Raw genomic sequence first — 18,251 nt, forward strand, 5'->3', positions numbered from 1 at the left:
AATACTTCGCACCTGGAGGACAACAGTGCTTACTCGATGAAGAGCAGGTACGCGCGATCATGACCTCGCTCCGCTCGGCCATGCCGCTGTCCTGCCCTCTGCCGTACGGAAGATCTAAGGAGTAACCCCGATGCCCATCGCGTCCCCAGAGGTCTACCGCGAGATGCTCGACCGCGCCAAGGCCGGCGCGTTCGCGTACCCCGCGATCAATGTGACGTCCTCGCAGACTCTCAACGCCGCCCTGCAGGGATTCACCGAGGCCGGCAGCGACGGCATCATCCAGATCTCCACCGGCGGCGCCGAGTACGTCTCCGGCCCCACCATCAAGAACATGGTCACCGGCTCGGTGGCGCTGGCCGAGTTCGCCACCGAGGTGGCCAAGAACTACCCGGTCAACATCGCGCTGCACACCGACCACTGCCCGAAGAACAAGCTCGACGGCTTCGTCCGGCCGCTGCTGGCCGTCTCGCAGGAGCGGGTCAACTCCGGCAAGGCGCCGCTCTTCCAGTCGCACATGTGGGACGGCTCCGCCGTGCCGCTGGACGAGAACCTGCAGATCGCCGAGGAGTTGCTGGCGCAGTGCGCCAAGGCACACATCATCCTCGAGATCGAGGTCGGCGTGGTCGGTGGCGAGGAGGACGGCGTCTCCGCCGACATCGACGACAAGTTGTACTCGACCGTCGAGGACGGCCTGGCCACCGCCGCCGCCCTGGGCCTGGGCGAGAAGGGCGTCTACATGACCGCCCTCACCTTCGGCAACGTGCACGGCGTCTACAAGCCCGGCAACGTCAAGCTGCGCCCGGAGATCCTCAAGGAGATCCAGGAGGCGGTCGGCGCCAAGTACGGCAAGGAGAAGCCGTTCGACCTGGTCTTCCACGGCGGGTCCGGCTCGCTGCTGTCGGAGATCCACGGCGCCTTGGACTTCGGTGTGGTCAAGATGAACGTCGACACCGACACCCAGTACGCGTTCACCCGCCCGGTCGCCGACCACATGCTGCGCAACTACGACGGCGTCCTCAAGGTCGACGGCGAGGTCGGCAACAAGAAGGCGTACGACCCGCGCGCCTGGGGCAAGCTGGCCGAGGCCGGTCTGGCCAAGCGCGTCCAGGAGGCGTGCGAGAACCTGCGCTCGACCGGCACCACTCTCTCGAAGTAATCGCCCGGTCACGGCCGGTCTCCATCGAGGGGGCCGGCCGTTTCCGTGTTGCATGGTTACGCTCGGGTATAGGTACGATCGTCACCTTCTCCGGTGGTGGGAGGTGAGCGTGCTAGGGATCGACGGGTACGAACCCGTGTGGCATCACGACGCCGAGGCCCTCGCCGCGGTGCACCGCCACCGGTTCACCAAGCTCATCGGCCGTCCGCTGCGCTGCGGCTGGCTGATGTGGGACATCGCCGAGCGCGGCTGGTTCGCCGACGGCCCGGTCATCCTCGAGTTCGGGAAGACACGCGTCGAGATAACCCACCGTAAGTTCGACGAGTGCGCGATCACCTGGAACCAGATCGACCTGCACGTCCCGATCGACTGGTACGAGCACTTCGACTGGCGCCCCGACCCGCACGCGGCCCTGCGCAACGCCCGCGGCAAGGTGCTGCGCGCGGTCAACGTCATCGAGCTCGTCACGACGGCCGAGTGGCGTCCGCGCATCCTGCACGCCGTCGAGTTCCTCTTCGACGGCGCCCGCCTCGCGATCTACAACGGGATGGACGAGAACGGCCTGACGGATGTCCCGGAAACGGACCTTCCCGTCGCCAACTACCGCCGAGTCCATGTTGCCTAGTCGCTTCGCTTCACCGGGTCCTGTGGTGGCCTCAACTCAAAGCATCTACTGCCTCGTCGAGGGAGTCGGTGACCACGATCAGGTCGGACTGGTCGCCGTGGGGTGAGCGGGCCAGCAAGGGGCGGAGCAGGGCCTCCACCGGCAGCTGCGCCCAGTGCTCGACGCCCAGGAAGACGAAGGCGCCGGACGGGCCGTCCGTACGGTAAAAGGTCTTGGTCGCGGCCTGAAAAATCTCCTGCACCGTGCCCGCCCACCCGGGCGCGAAGACGATCCCGCCCCGCGACAGCCGCAGGATCGAGTCCTCACGCACCGCGTTGGAGAAATACTTGCCGATCTGACCGGCGAAGAGATTCGCCGGCTCGTGCCCATAGAGCCAGGTGGGCAGCGCGAGGCCACCGTTGGTCAAGCTCGCCTGCGCCGGGTACGCGTCCCGCACGGCGATCGCCGCCGCGGTGTACGGGTCGTGATCGAGGAAGTCCGGCGCCGGGGCCAGCAGATCGATCGCGCTGGACAACTCGGAAAGTTGACGGCCGGAGAAGTAGGCGCCCAGATTCGCCGCCTCCATCACGCCCGGGCCACCGCCGGTCACGATCAAGCGGCCGGCGCTCGCCAGCCGCCACGACAACTCGGCCGCGACCCGGTAGGCCGCCGACCCGCGCGGCGCGGCGTGCCCGCCCATGATCCCCACCGGCAGCGGCGCGTCCGCCGGGTGCCCAGACGCCCAGCCGGCCAGCGCCTTGCCCAGTGCGTTGTCGATCCCGGCGTCGTGCAGCCGCTGCGCGATCGCCTCCCGGATGTCCGGCGCGGCTCCGCCGTGGGCGAGGAAATGCTGGTAGACGAGGGTGTCGTACATCCCGGCGAAGCCCGCCCCGGCGAACCCGGCCGACAGATCCTCCGGCGTGTAGAGCACCGCCGGATGCGTCGGGTACGGCCGCGTCTCGAACGGCGGCACCACGTGCGCGCCGCGCCGGGTCAGATCGACCTCCACGTCGTCGGAGGCCATGTGACAGCCGAGGAACAGCGTCTCGCGCACGTCCACCTCGGCGAAGTCCGGCGGGTCGACGTCCAGCCGCAGACCCAGAACGACCAGCCCGGCCAGCGACCGTTTGGCGTGATGGGTGTCGAACTCGGCACGCGACTCGATCTCGTCGGCGGTCGCGTCGAACGGGATCTGTCCACCCAACACAGGCTGCAAAGGGTCACCAGGCATGCCGGTAGGTTACTGAGTCATGCACAACCTTCTCCCCGAACCGCCCGCCACCCGGCTGCCGGCCCAGGACGACGCCGACTCCGCGCTGGCCGAGGCGCGTGGGATCGGCACCGCCGACGCGTACACCGCGGTCGCCGCCCGCTACCCGACGTTCAGCGGCGCGTGGGCGGCGCTGGCCGAGCTCGCGCTGGCCGCCGGTCAGCCGGTCACCGCGTACGCGTACGCCCGCACCGGCTACCACCGCGGCCTGGACGCGCTGCGCCGCAACGGCTGGAAGGGCCACGGGCCGGTGCCCTGGTCGCACGAGCCCAACCAGGGTTTCCTCCGCTGCCTGCACGCCCTGTCCCAGGCGGCCGACGCGATCGGTGAGGCGGACGAGGCGGCCCGCTGCGCCCAGTTCCTCCGCGACAGCGACCCGGCCGCGGCGGACGCGCTCAGCTAGCCTTTTAGCAGCTCAGCTAGCCCTTCTCCGGAGCGCGTGCTTCTCCGGAGCGGGCCGAGCTCAGGAACTTGGCGAGCTCGGCGGTGACGAGTTCCGGCGCGGTGTGCGTCGCGAAATGCATCTGACCCGGCAGGACCACCCGGGTCGCCGCCGGCATCGCTGCGGCGAGGGCGTCCATCGTGGCCGGCATCGGCGCCCAGGTCTCCCCGCCCTGCATGATCAGGGTGGGGAGGCTGACGGCTGACCAGCGGTTGACGTCCAGGGAGTCGGCGGTCATCGCCTCGAGGTCGTGCAGGCATCCGACGGCCTCGCTGCTTCCGTCTGCGGGTCCTTCGTTGCTTTCGCCTGTGGGTCCTTCGTTGCTTTCGTCTGCGGGTTCCGCGCCGGTCAAGGCCGCCAGGATCGGCGCCGGGACGCGGGCGACCTTCTCGGCGAAGAGCAGGGCCGCCGCGCGGACTTTTCCGTCTTCCAGCAGGTCGCGGTAGGGACCAAGCACGCCTGCGGTCGCCTCGCCGGCGGCGAAGAGCGGTGGCTCGAACAAGGCCAGGCTCTGGACGGTCAGGCCCCGGACGGATTCCCCGGCCGCGTGCAGGGCGACCGTCGCGCCGTAGGACCCGCCGACCACGTGGGCTGTCCCGCCGGCAGCGGCGATGACGGCCCGCAGATCAGCGACATCATCCGCGTACGTCTTGGAGCGCCGGCAAGGGTCGCTGGGCGCATAGCCGCGCCGCGCGTAGACCCACAGCTCGTACCGGTCCTCCAGGAACGGCGCGACCGGATCCCACGAGTCGAGTCCGCCCGACGAGCCGTGCACCAACACGACGGCCGGGCCATTCCCACGCCGCCGCGCAGCCAGCCGAGTCCCGTCCGCTGACGTAACCGAGATCTCCACGCGCCGGAGTCTGTCACCGCCTCCGCAGGCGCGCACCCGCTTATCGCAGGCGCCGTCGAGACCGGCGGGAAGGAGGGGGCTGGCGGCGCCGCGGTGGGGTCAGCCGGTGGTGCGGCGGCGTTCGAGGATGGCGGCAACCGCGTAGCCGCCGCCTCCGGCGATGGCGAGCACCCAGAAGAGGCCGGGGGAGCCGAAGAAGAGGCTGGCCGAGGACACCAGCGCGAGCCACATGCCCAGGCCGTAGTGCAGGACGTTGCGGCGTACCGCGCCCTCGGCGAAGTAGAGGAGGCCGACCACCAGACCCGAGCCCGCCGGCCAGAGGACGGTCTGCAGCTCGGGTGCGTTCAGGCTCGAGCTGAGTCCGGTGATGGCCAGGAACAGGGCGACGAAGCCCACGATCCAGGCGAGGCCGAGCAGCTTGCCGGCGAGCTGGTCGGATCGGCCGGCGCCGCGTCGGGCCCGGCCGGCGGCGACGGTGGCGCAGACGGTGCCGGCGGCCAGGCCGGTGCCGAGGAGGGCCGTCGGCAGCCAGCCGGGCATGGCGACCAGCGGGTTGTCACCTTTGGCGAGGGCCGCGGCGCCGTGGCCGAGGACGTACGCGAGACCGAAGCTCACGTAGGTGGCGAGGTTGTCGGTGTCGCCGGTGCGGGTGCTGGTCATGGCGGGGGCGGGGAGTGCGGCGGTGGTCATGGCGGGTGGCCTCCGGTCGAAGAGATGGCGAGCTCACGGGTGATGGGCATCGAGCGACGAAGAGGGACTTAGCGGACGATGACGACCTTGCCGCTCACGGTGCGGGACTCGGCGAGCGTCAGGGCGGCCGCGGCGTCGGAGAGCGGGAACTGGGCGGCGATCTGCGGGACCACGGCGCCGTCGGCGACGAGCCGGAGGATCTGCGTGAGGTCCTCGCGCAGCCGGCGGCGGAAGCCCTCGATGCCGAAGCGGCGGCCCGCCCAGAAGTTGTAGAAGTTCGCCCGGCGGCCGTTGGGCAGCAGGTTCCACACGACGAGCCGGGCGAAGGACATCAGCACCGGCAGCTGCGAGTTGCCCTCGTCGTTCTTGGTCGCCGCGGTGCCGTACGAGACGAGCGTCCCGCCGCGGCGCAGCAGCCGCCACGAGTCGGCCAGCCGCGGCCCGCCGACGTGGTCGAAGACGGCGTCCACCCCGGCGGGAGCGTGCTCCCTGATCTGGCGGTACATCTGGTCGGGGTCGCGGTAGTCGACCGGGGTCACGCCGAGTTCGCGCAGGGCGGCGTGGTGCCGCGGCGACGCCGTGCCGATCACGCTCAGGCCGGCGTGCAGGGCCAGCTGGACGAGCAGGGAGCCGACGCCACCGTTGGCGCCGAGCACGACGACCGTCCCTCCCGGGCGCACCGTGGCGGACCGGTGCAGCATCTGCCAGGCGGTGATCCCGTTGACGGCGACGGTCTCCGCGGCGGCGGCCGGCACGGAGGACGGCACGGGCACCAGGTCGGCGGCCTCGACGAGCAGGTGGCTGGCCCAGCCGCCGATCTTGATGACCGCGGCGAACCTCTGGCCGATCAGACCGGCGTCAACATCCGGGCCGACCGCGGTCACCGTGCCGACCACGTCGTAGCCCGGCACGAAGGGGAAGGACGGCTGGTCGTAGTACTTCCCGCGGCGCATCTGCTGCTCCGCGAAGGAGACGCCGGTCGCGTCCATCCGCAGCACGACCTGGCCGTTTGCGGGAGCCGGGAGGCGGCGGGCGCGGACCTGGAGGCCGCTCGGCTCGACCTTGCTCGGCAGGACGATCTCGGTGGTGCTGGTCATGGTGTGCTCCTCGGTAGCCGTTGTGCTTACAGCCGTAAACATACGACCGTGAGTCCTTGGCTGCAAGGGCTAACGGCCATAAGTTTTCATGTGTAAGCTGACGGCATGACGGAGACCCGGACGAGGAACCGGCGCGGCGAGGGCGCCCGCCTGCGCGACGAGATCGTGGCGGGGGCGGTCGAGCTGCTCGACGAGTCCGGCGACCAGAGCGCGATCACCCTGCGGTCGGTCGCGCGCCGCGTCGGGATCGCGGCCCCCTCGATCTACCGGCACTTCCCCGACCAGCCGGCCATCATGCTGGCCGTCGTGCGGCAGCAGTTCGCCGAACTGGAGATGGTGCTGCGTGCGGCGGTGGAAGCCGCCGGCCCTGAGGCCTGGCAGCAGCTGTACCACCTGTGCGACGCCTACCTGGGGTTCGCCGAGCAACATCCCGAGCGGTACCGCGTCATGTTCGGCGGTCTCTGGAAGCCGACGCTCGGTGAGTCATCGGTGACCGCGGACGACCTGGCCACGCTCGGCGACGCCACCCTGGGCCTGCTCGCCGACACCCTCCAGGCCTGCGTGACCGCGGGCCAGGCGGTCAGCACCGACCCGCGGGCCGACGCCGTCGCCCTGTGGCTGGGCCTGCACGGCTTCGCACATCAGCGCAGCGTGTCGGCCGTCTTCCCGTGGCCGGCCGACATCGCCGAGCGGATGATCACGGCCCTGGCCCACATCAGGATCTGAGTTCCCCGGAGACCGGCTCGCGCCACGGAAGGAAGGCGACACCGGTCAGCAGGATCGCGGCCAGCGCCATGATCGCCGTCCCCGCGCTGGTGGCGGCGGTCAGCACCCCCGCCGCGGCGATGACGCCCGGCTGCACGATTCTGTTGGTCACCGACCAGGCCAGCGGGACGAGGGCCATGACGCACCCGCCGAAGATCATCGAATTCCAGAACAGCGCGGTCAGACCTCGATGCCCGAAGATGTACCGCCAACCGGCCGTCAGATCGCTCAGCCAGTGATGGTCGGCGGCCCGTTCCGGAGGCGGTGGCTCGCGGGTGCGCAGCCCGCGCAGCATCACCGCCGAGACCAGAAAACTCAGAGCGTCCAGGGCCATTGTCGCGGTGGCACCGAGCCAGGAGATCAGGACGCCGCCAGCCGCCGGTCCCACCGCGTTCGCGGTCCACACCGTGGTCTCGAACCGGCCGTTGGCCTCGGCCCGATGCGCACGAGGGACCAGCGTCCGCAACTGGGCGACACCGGCCGCGTCGAAGGCCATCCGCGCGGCCATCTGCACGACTGCCACCGCGGCGAGCTGCCAGTACGCCAGCACGCCGAGCAGTGCCGCCGCCGGTACCGACGCGATGGCGACGAAGCGGAGCAGATCCGCGGCCACCATCACGGGCAGCTTGCGGTGATGCTCGATCCACGGGCCCAGAGGCAGAGCCACCACCGCGCAGGCCACCCCGGCGAGGACGGGCAGCAACGACACCTGGAAATCGGGGACGTCGAGGACCAGGACCGCGACGATCGGCAGCGCCGAGTAGCCGAAGGCGCTGCCGAACTCACTCGCGGCGAAGGCCGCCCACCGGCGCTGGAGGTCCGGGCGCCACGTCGCCGAGGGCATCAGCTCGGGACGGTGACCTCGCCGCGGGCAGCCTTGAGGGCGATGTCCGTACGGTGGTGGGAGCCGTCCAGCGTGATCTCGTCGACCAGGGCGTACGCGGCCGTGCGCGCCGCCGTGAGGTCCTCGCCGGTCGCGGTCACCGAGAGGACACGGCCGCCCGACGAGATCAGGGCGCCGTCGTCGCGGCGGGACGTGCCCGCGTGGATGACGCCGGGGAGCTCGGCGCCGGTGATCACGTCGCCGGTGCGCGGGGTGCCCGGGTAGTTGTGGCTCGCCACCACGACCGTGATCGCGGCGCCGGGGCGCCAGGTCAGCGGCGGGTGGGCGGCCAGCGTGCCGGTCGCCGCGGCGCGCAGCAGGCCGGCCAGCGGCGTCTCCAGCAGCGACAGCACGACCTGGGTCTCGGGGTCGCCGAAGCGGGCGTTGAACTCGATCACCTTCGGGCCGTCGGCGGTCAGCGCCAGGCCGACGTAGAGCAGGCCGGCGAAGGCGGTGCCCCGCGACCGCATCTCGGCCAGGGTCGGCTCGACGGTCTCGCGCATCACCCGCTCGACCAGGTCGTCCGGCGTCCACGCCAGCGGGGCGTACGCGCCCATGCCGCCGGTGTTGGGCCCGGCGTCGTCGTCGCCGACCCGCTTGAAGTCCTGAGCCGGCATCAACGGCACGGCGGTCGTCCCGTCGGTCACCACGAACAGTGACACCTCGGGTCCGGGCAGGAACTCCTCCACGACGACGTGGCCGCAGTCGGCCGCATGCGCCAGGGCGTCGGCGATCGACGACGTGACGACCACGCCCTTGCCGGCGGCCAGGGCGTCGTTCTTCACCACGTACGGCGGGCCGAACTCGTCCAGCGCGGCCCGCACCTCGTCGGGTGCGGAGCACGCCCGGTAGCGGGCTGTCGGGACACCGGCCGCGGCCATCACGTCCTTGGCGAACTCCTTAGAGCCCTCCAGCTGGGCGGCCGCACCGGACGGGCCGAAGCAGGCGATCCCCTTGGCGCGCACCGCGTCGGCGACCCCGGCGACCAGCGGCGCCTCGGGGCCGACCACGACCAGGTCGGCCGCGACCTCGACGGCCAGGTCCGCCACGGCGGCCGGGTCGGTCGCGGTCACCGGGCGCAACGAGGCCACCTGGGCGATGCCGGGGTTGCCGGGGGCGGCGATGAGATGGTCGACGGCGGGGTCGGAGGCGAGGCTCACGGCGAGGGCGTGCTCCCGCCCGCCGGACCCGATCAGAAGGACGCGCACAGCGAAGGATCCTACCGAGGGTAAACTTCGTCAGTACCCGGGCATTCCCGCGTACGAGGTACGCGGACGGAAGGCGTTCAGAGAAGTGCCAGTGATCGTGTTGGTCGGCGCCCAGTGGGGCGACGAGGGCAAGGGCAAGGCCACCGACCTGCTGGGCGACCGCATCGACTACGTCGTCAAGTTCAACGGCGGCAACAACGCCGGTCACACCGTGGTCATCAACGGTGAGAAATACGCTCTCCATCTGCTTCCGAGCGGCATCCTGTCACCGGGTGTCGTCCCGGTGATCGGCAACGGCGTGGTGATCGACCTGGCCGTGCTGTTCGACGAGATCGACGGGCTGGAGGCGCGCGGCTTCGACACGTCCCGCCTGCGGATCAGCTCCAGCGCGCACGTGATCCCGTCGTACAACAAGTCGCTCGACAAGGTCAGCGAGCGTTATCTGGGCGCACGCCGGATCGGCACGACCGGGCGGGGCATCGGCCCGACGTACGCGGACAAGATGAACCGTCTCGGCGTACGCGTGCAGGACCTCTTCGACGAGTCGATCCTGCGGCAGAAGGTGGAGGCGGCGCTCTCCTTCAAGAACCAGGTGCTCAGCAAGATCTACAACCGGACGGCGATCAAGCCGGACGAGGTGATCGAGGAGCTGCTGTCCTACGTCGAGCGGTTGCGCCCGATGGTCGGCGACACCGCGCTCGAGCTGAGCCAGGCACTGGACCAGGACAAGGTCGTGCTCTGCGAGGCCGGCCAGGCGACGCTGCTCGACGTCGACCACGGCACCTACCCCTTCGTGACCAGCTCGAACGCGACCGCCGGCGGCGCCTGCACCGGCGCCGGCATCCCGCCGACGCGCATCGACCGGGTGGTCGCCGTGCTCAAGGCGTTCACCACCCGGGTCGGCGAGGGGCCGTTCCCGACCGAGTTGCACGACAAGTTCGGCGACTACCTGCGCGAGGTGGGCCACGAGTACGGGACGACGACCGGCCGCCCGCGCCGGATCGGCTGGCTCGACCTGGTCATCGGGCGGTACGCGCAGCGCATCAACGGCGTCACCGACTTCGCCCTGACCAAGCTGGACAATTACGACGAGCTCGACGAGATCCCGGTCTGTGTCGCGTACGAGGTGAACGGCGTGCGGCACGACGAGATGCCGCTCAGCCAGTCCGACTTCCACCACGCGACGCCGATCTTCGAGACGCTGCCCGGCTGGAAGGAGAGCATCACCGGCTGCCGGCGCTTCGAGGACCTGCCGAAGGACGCGCAGCATTTCGTCGAGTTCGTGGAGGCGCGGATCGGCGCGCGGATCTCCATCGTGGGCGTCGGCCCCGGTCGCGAGGCCGTCATCGAGCGCCACTCGGTGCTCTGATCACGGTGTACGACGTCGTGGTGTTGAGCATCGCCGAGGGCGGCGGCTGCGGTTCGTCCTGCTCGGGCTGCGAGAGCGCGTGCTCACCGCGTACCCCCGTCTTGGTTTTGGGGGACGCGCTCCGCGAAGCCGGAGCGCGCGTCGAGACCGTCGTGGCCTCCTCGGACGCGGAGATCGACGACGTGCTCGCGCGTTTCGACGGCCCGGGCCGACCCGATGGCCTGACCTGGCCCGACGCTGATTCGAAGCACCGGCTGGTCGTCGCCGCGGCCACCGACGGCCAGTTGCGCGCCGTCGTGCGACGGCTGGTTCGCCGGTACGCCCCACCGCCCAGCAAACGGCCTGACGACCTGGCCGCCGACCGCACCGTGCCGGACCTGCCGCCGCTGGCGATCCTGCCGCTGGACGCCGCCGCGACGAACGATCTCGCCGCGCAACTCGGTCTGCCGCGCACGCCGGACGAGGTCGCCGCGGCGGTCCTGCACGGCCCGGTGCGCCGCCTCGACCTGCTGCGCAACGACGGCGGCTCGGTCACGATCGACGGTGCGCTGGTCGGCGGCACGGACGATCAGGGCCGCGCGGTGCCGTGGCGTGGCCGCATCGAGGTCGATGACGCGGTGCTCTCCGACGGCACCGACCCCATCCTGGCCTGCGCGATCGGCAACGGCGCCGGCTACGCCGAGTTCGACGGCCTGCGGCTTCTCGCCGACGGCGACCCGACCGACGGCAGGGTCGAGGTCGCGGTGGCGGTTCCGGTGATCGCCCGCAAGAGATTCCGACCTTCCCGGGTACGGGTGGAGGTGCGTCGCGTCCGCGGACGGGCCGTGGCGGTGCTGCCCCGCGACGGCGAGGTGCAGTTCCTGGACGACGGCGTCGGCGGCTCGACCAGCCGGAAACGATCATGGTGGACCGAGCCTGGAGCGTGGGCGGTGTACGCGGCCGGAGCGGCTGTGCGAGGCTGAAGAAGTACTCAGGTATGCACGACGGGGAGGAAGTATCCGTGGAGGACGAGAACGCCGACCGCGTCTACGTCCCGGGCACGAGCAACGGCGCCACGCCCGACCGCGACGTGGAACCGTTCTGGCCGCCGGAGGAACTGGACGCCACCGCTCCGGTGCACGGCGGGCGACCCGTGCCGCACGACGCGCCGCCGCCGCGTCCGGTGACGTCGGTCTCCGTGCCGCCGCCACCGCCGCCACCGGTCCAGCCCGAACCGTCCCCGCCCGTGTTCGACAAACCGGCGCCCGCGCCGACGCCGACGCCGTGGGCCAGCCTCGGCGCCGAGGACGAGCCGCCGCCCGCGCCTGCTCCCGGGCCTGACTCGACGACTTCTGCCGGACCTGACTCTCCTGCTCCTGGACCTGATGGGAAGGCACCGTCAGACTCGCCCTGGGCTCAGCCGCCGCCGCATCGGAGTGCCCAGCCCGCCCCACCCGCGCCAGCGCCTGGGCCTCCCGCGCCACCCGCTCCAGCGCCCGAGGAGCACCGAGCCCGGGCGACCGCCAGCGTGCCTCCGCCTCCTGCTCCCCCGCAGCAGCGGACCCCGGTCGAGAACGGGACCGGACCGGTCTACCGGCCGCCCGGCCCGCCCCAGCCTGGCCCGCACCAGCCCGGCCCGCCCCAGCCTGGCCCGCACCAGCCCGGCCCGCCTCCGCCCGGCCCGCACCAGCCTGGACCGCACCAGCCTGGACCGCCTCCGCAGGTTCCGCACCAGCAGCAGCGGCCCGGCCCGTACCCGCCGCAGGTCGACCAGCGCCCGCAGCCCGCGCCCGATCAGCAGCAGCCACCGGCCGACCCCTACCAGCAGGTTCCGTGGGGCACGGACGGGACGCCGACCGCCGAGGAGTTCGCCCGGCGCCGGCTGGCGAAACCGGCCGAGCCGACCGCCACCATGGGCGCCCGGGCGATCCTGCAGAAGGGCACGATGGGCCTGGTCCGGCTGGCGCCCGGCAAGTACGAGCGGGAGTTCAAGCAGGACGTCGAGATGGTCCGCCGCAACTTCGGCGGCCTGCGCCAGGTGACCATCGTCAACCCGAAGGGCGGCGCCGGCAAGACCGTGGCCGTGCTGCTGCTCGCGATGACCTTCGGGCAGAAACGCGGCGGGTACGTGCTGGCCTGGGACAACAACGAGACCCAGGGCACTCTCGGCATGCGCGCCCAGCAGGACTTCCACGCCCGTACGGTCCGCGACATGATGCGCGACCTGCACCTGTTCCGCGGCTCGCACGGCCGGGTCGGCGACCTGTCGCAGTACGTGCGCGCCCAGGGCGAGGGCATGTTCGACGTGCTCGCCTCGGACGAGTCGGCGACCGCCGGCGAAATGCTCACGGCCAGCGCGTTCGCCGAGATCCGGGAGATCGTCAGCCGGTTCTACAAGCTGATCTTCGTGGACACCGGCAACAACGTCCGGGCGCAGAACTGGCAGGCGGCGATGGACGCCACCGACCAGCTGGTGATCACCATGTCGGCCCGGAACGACTCGGCCGAGACCGCCGCCCGGATGCTCGACCACCTGGAGCAGAGCGGCCGGCAGCGGCTGGTACGCCAGGCGGTCAGCGTGGTGACCATGCCGACCACCCGCAAGGACATCGACCTGCCGGCCATCCAGCGCCACTTCGCCGCCCGGACCAGGGCGGTGCTGCTGGCGCCGTACGAGAAGCTCATCGACTCCGGCGAGCCCATCCGCTACGCCGGCCTGTCCGCCGGCACCAAGGACGCCTGGCTGAAGATCGCCGCCGCGGTGGCCGAGGGGCTCTGAGCCTTCAGGTCGGCCAGGGACACGATCATCCGGTCCGCGATCGCTAGGCCCGCTTCCGGTTCTCCCGGCGGTCCGGCGCCTTGGGCCGGCCGGAAGCCAGCTCGCGCTCGGCCAGGAAGCTGTACAACAGTCCGTCGAGTTCCATGACGTCGTCGTCGGCGACGGCACACCCGATGTGGTGCTGGATGACGTCGGCGACTGCCTGTGCCATCGTCCACGGTGACTCGCCTGATCTCGGCCTTGACCAGGTGAGAGATGCAGACGGAGCGCTCGGAGGCCTCGACGGCGCCGTTCAGGTCACCACCGGCCGATTTGATGCGGGCCTCGTGTACTGCGAGCTCAGCGGTGTGCAGCCACCACGTCCACGGGGGGTCGTTCGTGCCGAGTTCACCTGCGAGCTGCCCGCTCGCCCGTTCAAGCTCGGCGAGAGCCGATGCCCCATCGCCGAGCTCGCCGAAGGCTCGCGCCCTACGTACGCGCATCATGCCGATGACGCGGCCGGAGCGCGGCTCGTCGGCGAGGACACGGTCAGCGAGGTCCAGCGCCTCCGCACCGCGGCCCTGGAAGGCGGCCTGCATCGACAGGTGCGAGAGAAGGAAGCGCACCATGTCCGTGTCGCCGGCCAGGTGGGCGACCACCATCGCCTCGGTGGCCACCGCGCGGCTGAGATCCTGGCGATCGGAGTCGTAGGCCAGCCAGGCTGCTACCTCGCCCAGCTCGGCCACCGAAGCATGAATCTCACGACGGAGACCCTCCTTGACGCCGGTCTCCGACAACCGGCGATGGGCGTTGCGGAAGGCCCGGACGCCGATCGAATGCGATCCCTCGGAGCCGTGCATGGTGTCCATCGCGACGAGATGTTGCACCGTCTCACGAACTCTGAGGAGGTCTTCCTCGTCCAGGGGCGCTGGTGTCGACATCGGCGTCAGGCCGATGACGGGCGGCTCGTCGGGCGGCGTGGGACAAATAAGGCCTGCGAGCGTTCCACTGGCGGACAACGCTTCGTCGAGCCTGCGTGCGCTGTCCGGATTGGGCCGCCGACGCCCGGTTTCCAGGTCGTTCACCTGCGACTTGCTGTACTTGACGATCCCAGACAGCTCACGCACGGACAGCCCGCGTCGCTGCCTCAGCTGGCGCAGCCTTGCCGCAAAAGCCCTCGCCGTGTCCATGGTCATCGTCACGTCCCGGAGAGGTGGCCAGGGGCTTGCAGATCCATGTTAGACAGCTAAGCCGATGGATAGACCGACGTTGGGGTGACCGCAGGACGCGGCGTTCGTCGTACAACGCAAGAAGGGCGGCGCCCGGAGAGTGCTCCGGGCGCCGCTGAGCTGGGACTTCTCAGGCCTTGGGGATGTCGAAGAGCTTGGCCACCTGGGCGGCCAGGCCGAGGTCGCCCTTGGCCTTGATCTTGCCGGTCATGAACATCATCATCGGGTTGCCGTCGCCGGAGACGACCTTGAGGAAGGTGACCGGGTCCATGGTCATCGCCAGCTTGGGCTCGCGGGCCGGCTGGTTGGTCACCGTGCAGGCGCCGTTCTCGATCACTGTCTCGTAGGTGTCGCTGCTGCCGCCGGCGCCGCCCGTGATGATCCAGTGGATCACGGCCTGGGTGCTGCCGGCCCGGTCGGCGCGGAACAGGGTGGGCATGCGGTTGAAGATCTCGTCGAGGATCTTTCCGCGGCTGTCGCCAGCCATGGCATCCGCAATCTGCGCGTCCGGGGTCGCCTTGACCAGCTGAGCGAACTCCTTCGGGCCGAGTGCGGCGAGGGACTCGGGGCTGAAATCAGTCATTGTCGGACCTTTCGGAATGAACGCCAGACCTACTCACCGGTAACTCTAGCGATAACGCATCAGTTCCGCGCAGTTTGCCACCCCCCAACAAGTGTTGGACAGTCGGGCTCCGGTCGTGCCATACTCCCCAACATGTCTTTGGGAGAAGAGGACGACAAGGCCGCGCTCCGCGCGATGGCCCATCCCGTACGCCTGCGGATCATGTCCCTGCTGACCGGAGCGTCGCTGACCGCCGCCGAGGTCGCCCGCGAGCTCGGCCTCACCCACGCCAACGCCAGCTACCACCTCCGCAACCTGCACGCCGGCGGCATGATCGCCCTCGCCGGCGAGGAGAAGATCCGTGGCGGCGTGGCCAAGCGCTACCGCTACCTCCCCAGCGAGGACCGCGGCCTGCCGAAGACGCGGGAGGGCAACCATATGCTCTTCACCGCCGCCGCCAACGAGCTGATCCGGCGGACCGCGGCGGCCCAGTGGGACGGTCCCAAGGTGATGGCCGACGCCGAGTTCTGGGTCGACCCGGCCGACTGGAAGCGGATCAAGGAGGCGGTCGCCGAGCTGATGATCGAGCTGCATCTCGCGGCAAAGCCGCCCCGGACCGCCGGCACCGTCCGCGCCTCCACCACCGTGGCGATGTTCCAGATGGAGGACGAGTCATGAACCGGGACGCGCTGGCCCCGCTGCGACTGCCCTCCTACCGTGCCTGGCTGGCCGGCCGGGCGACCAGCGCGTTCGGCAACAGCATCGCGCCCATCGCCCTGGCCTTCGCCGTGCTCGACATCAGCGACTCGCCCCGCGACCTCGGCCTGGTCGTCGGCGCGCGGACCCTGGTCAACGTCATCTTCCTGCTCTTCGGTGGAGTGCTGGCCGACCGGATGCCCAAGCACGCCCTGATGGTCGGCGCCTCCCTGGCCGCCTTCGCCAGCCAGGCGGTGGTGGCGGCGGCGGTGCTGACCGACACGGCCACCATTCCGATGCTGATCGTGATCGGCGCGTTCAACGGCATGGTCGGCGCGGTGGCCTTCCCGGCCTCCTCGGCGATCGTCCCGCAGCTGATCCCGGCCGAGATGCGGCAGCAGGGCAACGCGCTGGGCCGGCTCTCCCTGAACGCCGCCACCATCCTGGGCGCCCCGGTCGGCGGCATCCTGGCCGGCTCGATCGGCCCGGGCTGGGGCATCGCGGTCGACGCCACCACCTTCCTGCTCGCCGGGGTGTTCTTCAGCCTGATCAGGCTGCCCCGCAAGGAACCGGTGGCATCGACCGAGAAGCAGAGCATCGTGCACGACCTGCGGACCGGCTGGACCGAGTTCCGATCGCGGACCTGGCTGTGGGCGGTGGTGATCGGCTTCTGCGTGGTCAACGCCGCGATGGTCGGCGGGTTCGCCGTGCTCGGACCGGTGGTCGCCGACGACAGCATCGGGCGCGAGCTCTGGGGCTTCGTGCTCGCCGCCGAGACCGCCGGGATGATCATCGGTGCCCTGATCTTCCTGCGCCTGCGGGTACGGCGGTTGCTCCTTCTCGGCGTGGTCGCGACGGCCTTCGAGGCGGTGCCGCTCTTCGTGCTCGGCGTACGCCCGCATTTCGTCCTGATGGTCTTCGCCGGGTTCCTCGCCGGTGTCACGATCGAGCAGTTCGCGATCGCGTGGGAGACCACGGTGCAGGAGCACGTGCCGAGCGACAAGCTGGCCCGGGTCTATTCGTACGACATGGTCGGGTCGATGCTCGCGGTGCCGCTGGGGCAGGTGGCGGTCGGTCCGCTCGCCGAGGCGTTCGGGCTGGAGGCGACCCTGGTCGGGCTGTCCGCGCTGATCGTGCTGGCCGTGGTCGGCATGCTGTGCAGCCGCGATGTGCGTCACCTGGAACACGCGCTGCCCGAGCCCGAGGCGCCCGTCGTGAAAGAATCCGCCGCGTGACCATCCCCAATGTCCTGGCTGCCCGGTACGCGTCCGCCGATCTCGTCGCCCTCTGGTCGCCGGAGGAGAAGGTGCGGATGGAACGCCGGCTCTGGCTGGCCGTTCTGCGCGCGCAGGGCGAGCTCGGCGTCGAGGTGCCCGACGGTGCGATCGACGCGTACGAGGCGGTGCTCGATCACGTCGACCTGGCGAGCATCGCCGAGCGGGAGCGGGTCACCCGGCACGACGTGAAGGCGCGCATCGAGGAGTTCAGCGCGCTCGCCGGCTTCGAGCAGGTCCACAAGGGGATGACCTCCCGCGACCTGACCGAGAACGTCGAGCAGCTGCAGATCCGGGCATCGCTCGAGCTGATCCGCGAACGGGTGGTCGCCACGCTGGCCCGGCTCTCCGCGCTGGCCGTCGAACACGGTGACCTGGTGCTGACCGGCCGGTCGCACAACGTCGCGGCGCAGGCCACCACGCTCGGGAAACGTTTCGCCTCGGCGGCGGAAGAGCTGCTCATCGCGTACGAGAGAATTGATGATCTGATCGGCCGTTATCCCCTCCGCGGCCTGAAGGGTCCGGTGGGCACCGCCGCCGACCAGCTCGACCTGCTCGACGGCGACCCGGCCGCGCTCGCCTCGCTGGAGGCCAGCGTCGCGCAGCACCTGGGCTTCGAACGGGTGCTCAGCTCGGTCGGCCAGGTCTACCCGCGCTCGCTCGACTTCGACGTGGTGTCCGCGCTGGCCCAGGTGGTCGCCGGGCCGTCCTCGCTGGCCACCACGATCCGGCTGATGGTCGGGCAGGAACTGGTCACCGAGGGCTTCAAGCCGGGCCAGGTGGGCTCGTCGGCGATGCCGCACAAGATGAACACGCGGTCGTCGGAGCGGGTCAACGGGCTGGCCGTGATCGTCCGCGGTTACCTGTCGATGATCGGCGAGCTGGCCGGTGACCAGTGGAACGAGGGCGACGTCTCCTGCTCGGTGGTCCGCCGGGTGGCGCTGCCCGACGCGTTCTTCGCCACCGACGGGCTGTTCCAGACATTCCTGACCGTGCTGGACGAGTTCGGGGCGTACCCGGCGGTGATCGCCCGCGAGCTGGACCGGTTCCTGCCGTTCCTGGCCACCACCAAGATCCTGGTGGGCGCGGTGCGCAAGGGCGTCGGACGGGAGACGGCGCACGAGGTGATCAAGGAGCACGCGGTCGCGGTGGCGCTGGGCATGCGGGAGAAGGGCGCGGCCGACAACGATCTGTTCGACCGGCTGGCGGCTGACGAGCGGCTGGAGCTGTCCCGGGACGAGATCGACGCGCTGGTGGCGGACCGTGCCGCCTTCATCGGGGCGGCGTCCTCGCAGATCCACGCGATCGCCTCGCGGGTCGCCGCGATCGTCGCGGACCACCCCGGCGCGGCCGCCTACTCCCCGGCGCCGATTCTGTGATGATGCCGCCGGGGCGGGGCGGATCGTGGGTCACACC

Annotated in this window: 18 protein-coding genes; 10 read left to right on the forward strand and 8 right to left on the reverse strand. The window is 70.7% G+C overall.

Annotated features, from left to right (window positions below; genetic code table 11):
* Positions 1–130: 130 nt before the first annotated feature.
* The gene (fbaA, locus tag QSK31_RS32475; RefSeq protein ID WP_285688389.1) at positions 131–1,156 is read left to right on the forward strand and encodes a class II fructose-bisphosphate aldolase; all 1,026 of its coding nucleotides are present in this window, start codon (positions 131–133) and stop codon (positions 1,154–1,156) included.
* 103 nt (positions 1,157–1,259) lie between these two features.
* Entirely contained in the window at positions 1,260–1,781 is a 522-nt protein-coding gene (locus QSK31_RS32480) for a hypothetical protein (RefSeq protein ID WP_285688390.1), read from the forward strand.
* A gap of 31 nt (positions 1,782–1,812) precedes the next feature.
* Here the strand turns inward: QSK31_RS32480 and QSK31_RS32485 are convergent, their stop codons facing one another.
* Positions 1,813–2,991: an LOG family protein gene (locus tag QSK31_RS32485; protein WP_285688391.1), complete on the reverse strand. Its 1,179-nt coding sequence runs from the start codon at positions 2,989–2,991 to the stop codon at positions 1,813–1,815.
* A 19-nt stretch (positions 2,992–3,010) separates the two neighbouring features.
* On the opposite strand from QSK31_RS32485, the gene QSK31_RS32490 reads away from it, so the two are divergent.
* Positions 3,011–3,433: a DUF3151 domain-containing protein gene (locus QSK31_RS32490; RefSeq protein WP_285688392.1), complete on the forward strand. Its 423-nt coding sequence runs from the start codon at positions 3,011–3,013 to the stop codon at positions 3,431–3,433.
* Between the two features lie 16 nt (positions 3,434–3,449).
* Here the strand turns inward: QSK31_RS32490 and QSK31_RS32495 are convergent, their stop codons facing one another.
* From QSK31_RS32495 to QSK31_RS32505, 3 genes are all read right to left on the reverse strand, one after another.
* Complete coding sequence (locus QSK31_RS32495; protein ID WP_285688393.1) at positions 3,450–4,325, reverse strand: alpha/beta fold hydrolase; 876 nt, start codon at positions 4,323–4,325, stop codon at positions 3,450–3,452.
* A 99-nt stretch (positions 4,326–4,424) separates the two neighbouring features.
* The gene (locus QSK31_RS32500; RefSeq protein WP_285688394.1) at positions 4,425–5,015 is read right to left on the reverse strand and encodes an ABC transporter permease; all 591 of its coding nucleotides are present in this window, start codon (positions 5,013–5,015) and stop codon (positions 4,425–4,427) included.
* A gap of 68 nt (positions 5,016–5,083) precedes the next feature.
* Positions 5,084–6,112 carry a medium chain dehydrogenase/reductase family protein gene (locus QSK31_RS32505; protein ID WP_285688395.1) on the reverse strand — a complete coding sequence of 343 codons (1,029 nt, stop codon included), beginning with the start codon at positions 6,110–6,112 and terminating at the stop codon, positions 5,084–5,086.
* Between the two features lie 105 nt (positions 6,113–6,217).
* Between QSK31_RS32505 and QSK31_RS32510 the strand changes: the two genes are divergently transcribed.
* Complete coding sequence (locus tag QSK31_RS32510) at positions 6,218–6,838, forward strand: TetR/AcrR family transcriptional regulator (RefSeq protein WP_285688396.1); 621 nt, start codon at positions 6,218–6,220, stop codon at positions 6,836–6,838.
* Here the strand turns inward: QSK31_RS32510 and QSK31_RS32515 are convergent.
* Both QSK31_RS32515 and purD read right to left on the reverse strand, forming a co-directional pair.
* Positions 6,828–7,721 carry an MFS transporter gene (locus QSK31_RS32515; protein WP_285688397.1) on the reverse strand — a complete coding sequence of 298 codons (894 nt, stop codon included), beginning with the start codon at positions 7,719–7,721 and terminating at the stop codon, positions 6,828–6,830. The genes QSK31_RS32510 and QSK31_RS32515 overlap by 11 nt on opposite strands.
* Positions 7,721–8,968, reverse strand: coding sequence for a phosphoribosylamine--glycine ligase (gene purD, locus QSK31_RS32520; protein ID WP_285688398.1), 1,248 nt, complete (start codon positions 8,966–8,968; stop codon positions 7,721–7,723). Before purD ends, QSK31_RS32515 begins: the two co-directional genes overlap by 1 nt.
* Before the next feature lie 85 nt (positions 8,969–9,053).
* Here purD and QSK31_RS32525 point away from each other — a divergent pair, with 85 nt between their 5' ends.
* The 3 genes from QSK31_RS32525 to QSK31_RS32535 are packed head-to-tail and all read left to right on the forward strand — an operon-like array spanning position 9,054 to position 13,095.
* Complete coding sequence (locus QSK31_RS32525; RefSeq protein WP_285688399.1) at positions 9,054–10,337, forward strand: adenylosuccinate synthase; 1,284 nt, start codon at positions 9,054–9,056, stop codon at positions 10,335–10,337.
* Between the two features lie 5 nt (positions 10,338–10,342).
* Positions 10,343–11,299, forward strand: coding sequence for a diacylglycerol kinase family protein (locus QSK31_RS32530; protein ID WP_502873039.1), 957 nt, complete (start codon positions 10,343–10,345; stop codon positions 11,297–11,299).
* Between the two features lie 38 nt (positions 11,300–11,337).
* On the forward strand, positions 11,338–13,095 hold the full coding sequence (locus QSK31_RS32535; RefSeq protein ID WP_285688401.1) for a MinD/ParA family ATP-binding protein: 1,758 nt from the start codon (positions 11,338–11,340) through the stop codon (positions 13,093–13,095).
* Here the strand turns inward: QSK31_RS32535 and QSK31_RS32540 are convergent.
* Together QSK31_RS32540 and QSK31_RS32545 are read right to left on the reverse strand one after the other, a co-directional pair.
* The gene (locus QSK31_RS32540; RefSeq protein WP_285688402.1) at positions 13,023–14,270 is read right to left on the reverse strand and encodes a helix-turn-helix domain-containing protein; all 1,248 of its coding nucleotides are present in this window, start codon (positions 14,268–14,270) and stop codon (positions 13,023–13,025) included. The two genes, QSK31_RS32535 and QSK31_RS32540, sit on opposite strands and share 73 nt — an antisense overlap.
* A 163-nt stretch (positions 14,271–14,433) precedes the next feature.
* A complete protein-coding gene (locus QSK31_RS32545; RefSeq protein WP_285688403.1) occupies positions 14,434–14,886 on the reverse strand; it encodes an SCP2 sterol-binding domain-containing protein in 453 nt (150 codons plus the stop codon).
* Between the two features lie 132 nt (positions 14,887–15,018).
* Here QSK31_RS32545 and QSK31_RS32550 point away from each other — a divergent pair, with 132 nt between their 5' ends.
* From QSK31_RS32550 to purB, 3 genes are read left to right on the forward strand one after another with little or no spacing between them, the layout of a single operon-like run.
* Complete coding sequence (locus QSK31_RS32550) at positions 15,019–15,543, forward strand: ArsR/SmtB family transcription factor (RefSeq protein WP_285688404.1); 525 nt, start codon at positions 15,019–15,021, stop codon at positions 15,541–15,543.
* Positions 15,540–16,796 carry an MFS transporter gene (locus QSK31_RS32555; RefSeq protein WP_285688405.1) on the forward strand — a complete coding sequence of 419 codons (1,257 nt, stop codon included), beginning with the start codon at positions 15,540–15,542 and terminating at the stop codon, positions 16,794–16,796. The genes QSK31_RS32550 and QSK31_RS32555 overlap by 4 nt, the downstream gene beginning before the upstream one ends.
* Entirely contained in the window at positions 16,793–18,214 is a 1,422-nt protein-coding gene (gene purB, locus QSK31_RS32560; protein ID WP_285688406.1) for an adenylosuccinate lyase, read from the forward strand. The genes QSK31_RS32555 and purB overlap by 4 nt, the downstream gene beginning before the upstream one ends.
* The last annotated feature ends 37 nt before the right edge of the window (positions 18,215–18,251 follow it).

The sequence above is a fragment of the Actinoplanes sp. NBRC 103695 genome, assembly GCF_030269485.1.
Taxonomy (GTDB): Bacteria; Actinomycetota; Actinomycetes; order Mycobacteriales; family Micromonosporaceae; genus Actinoplanes.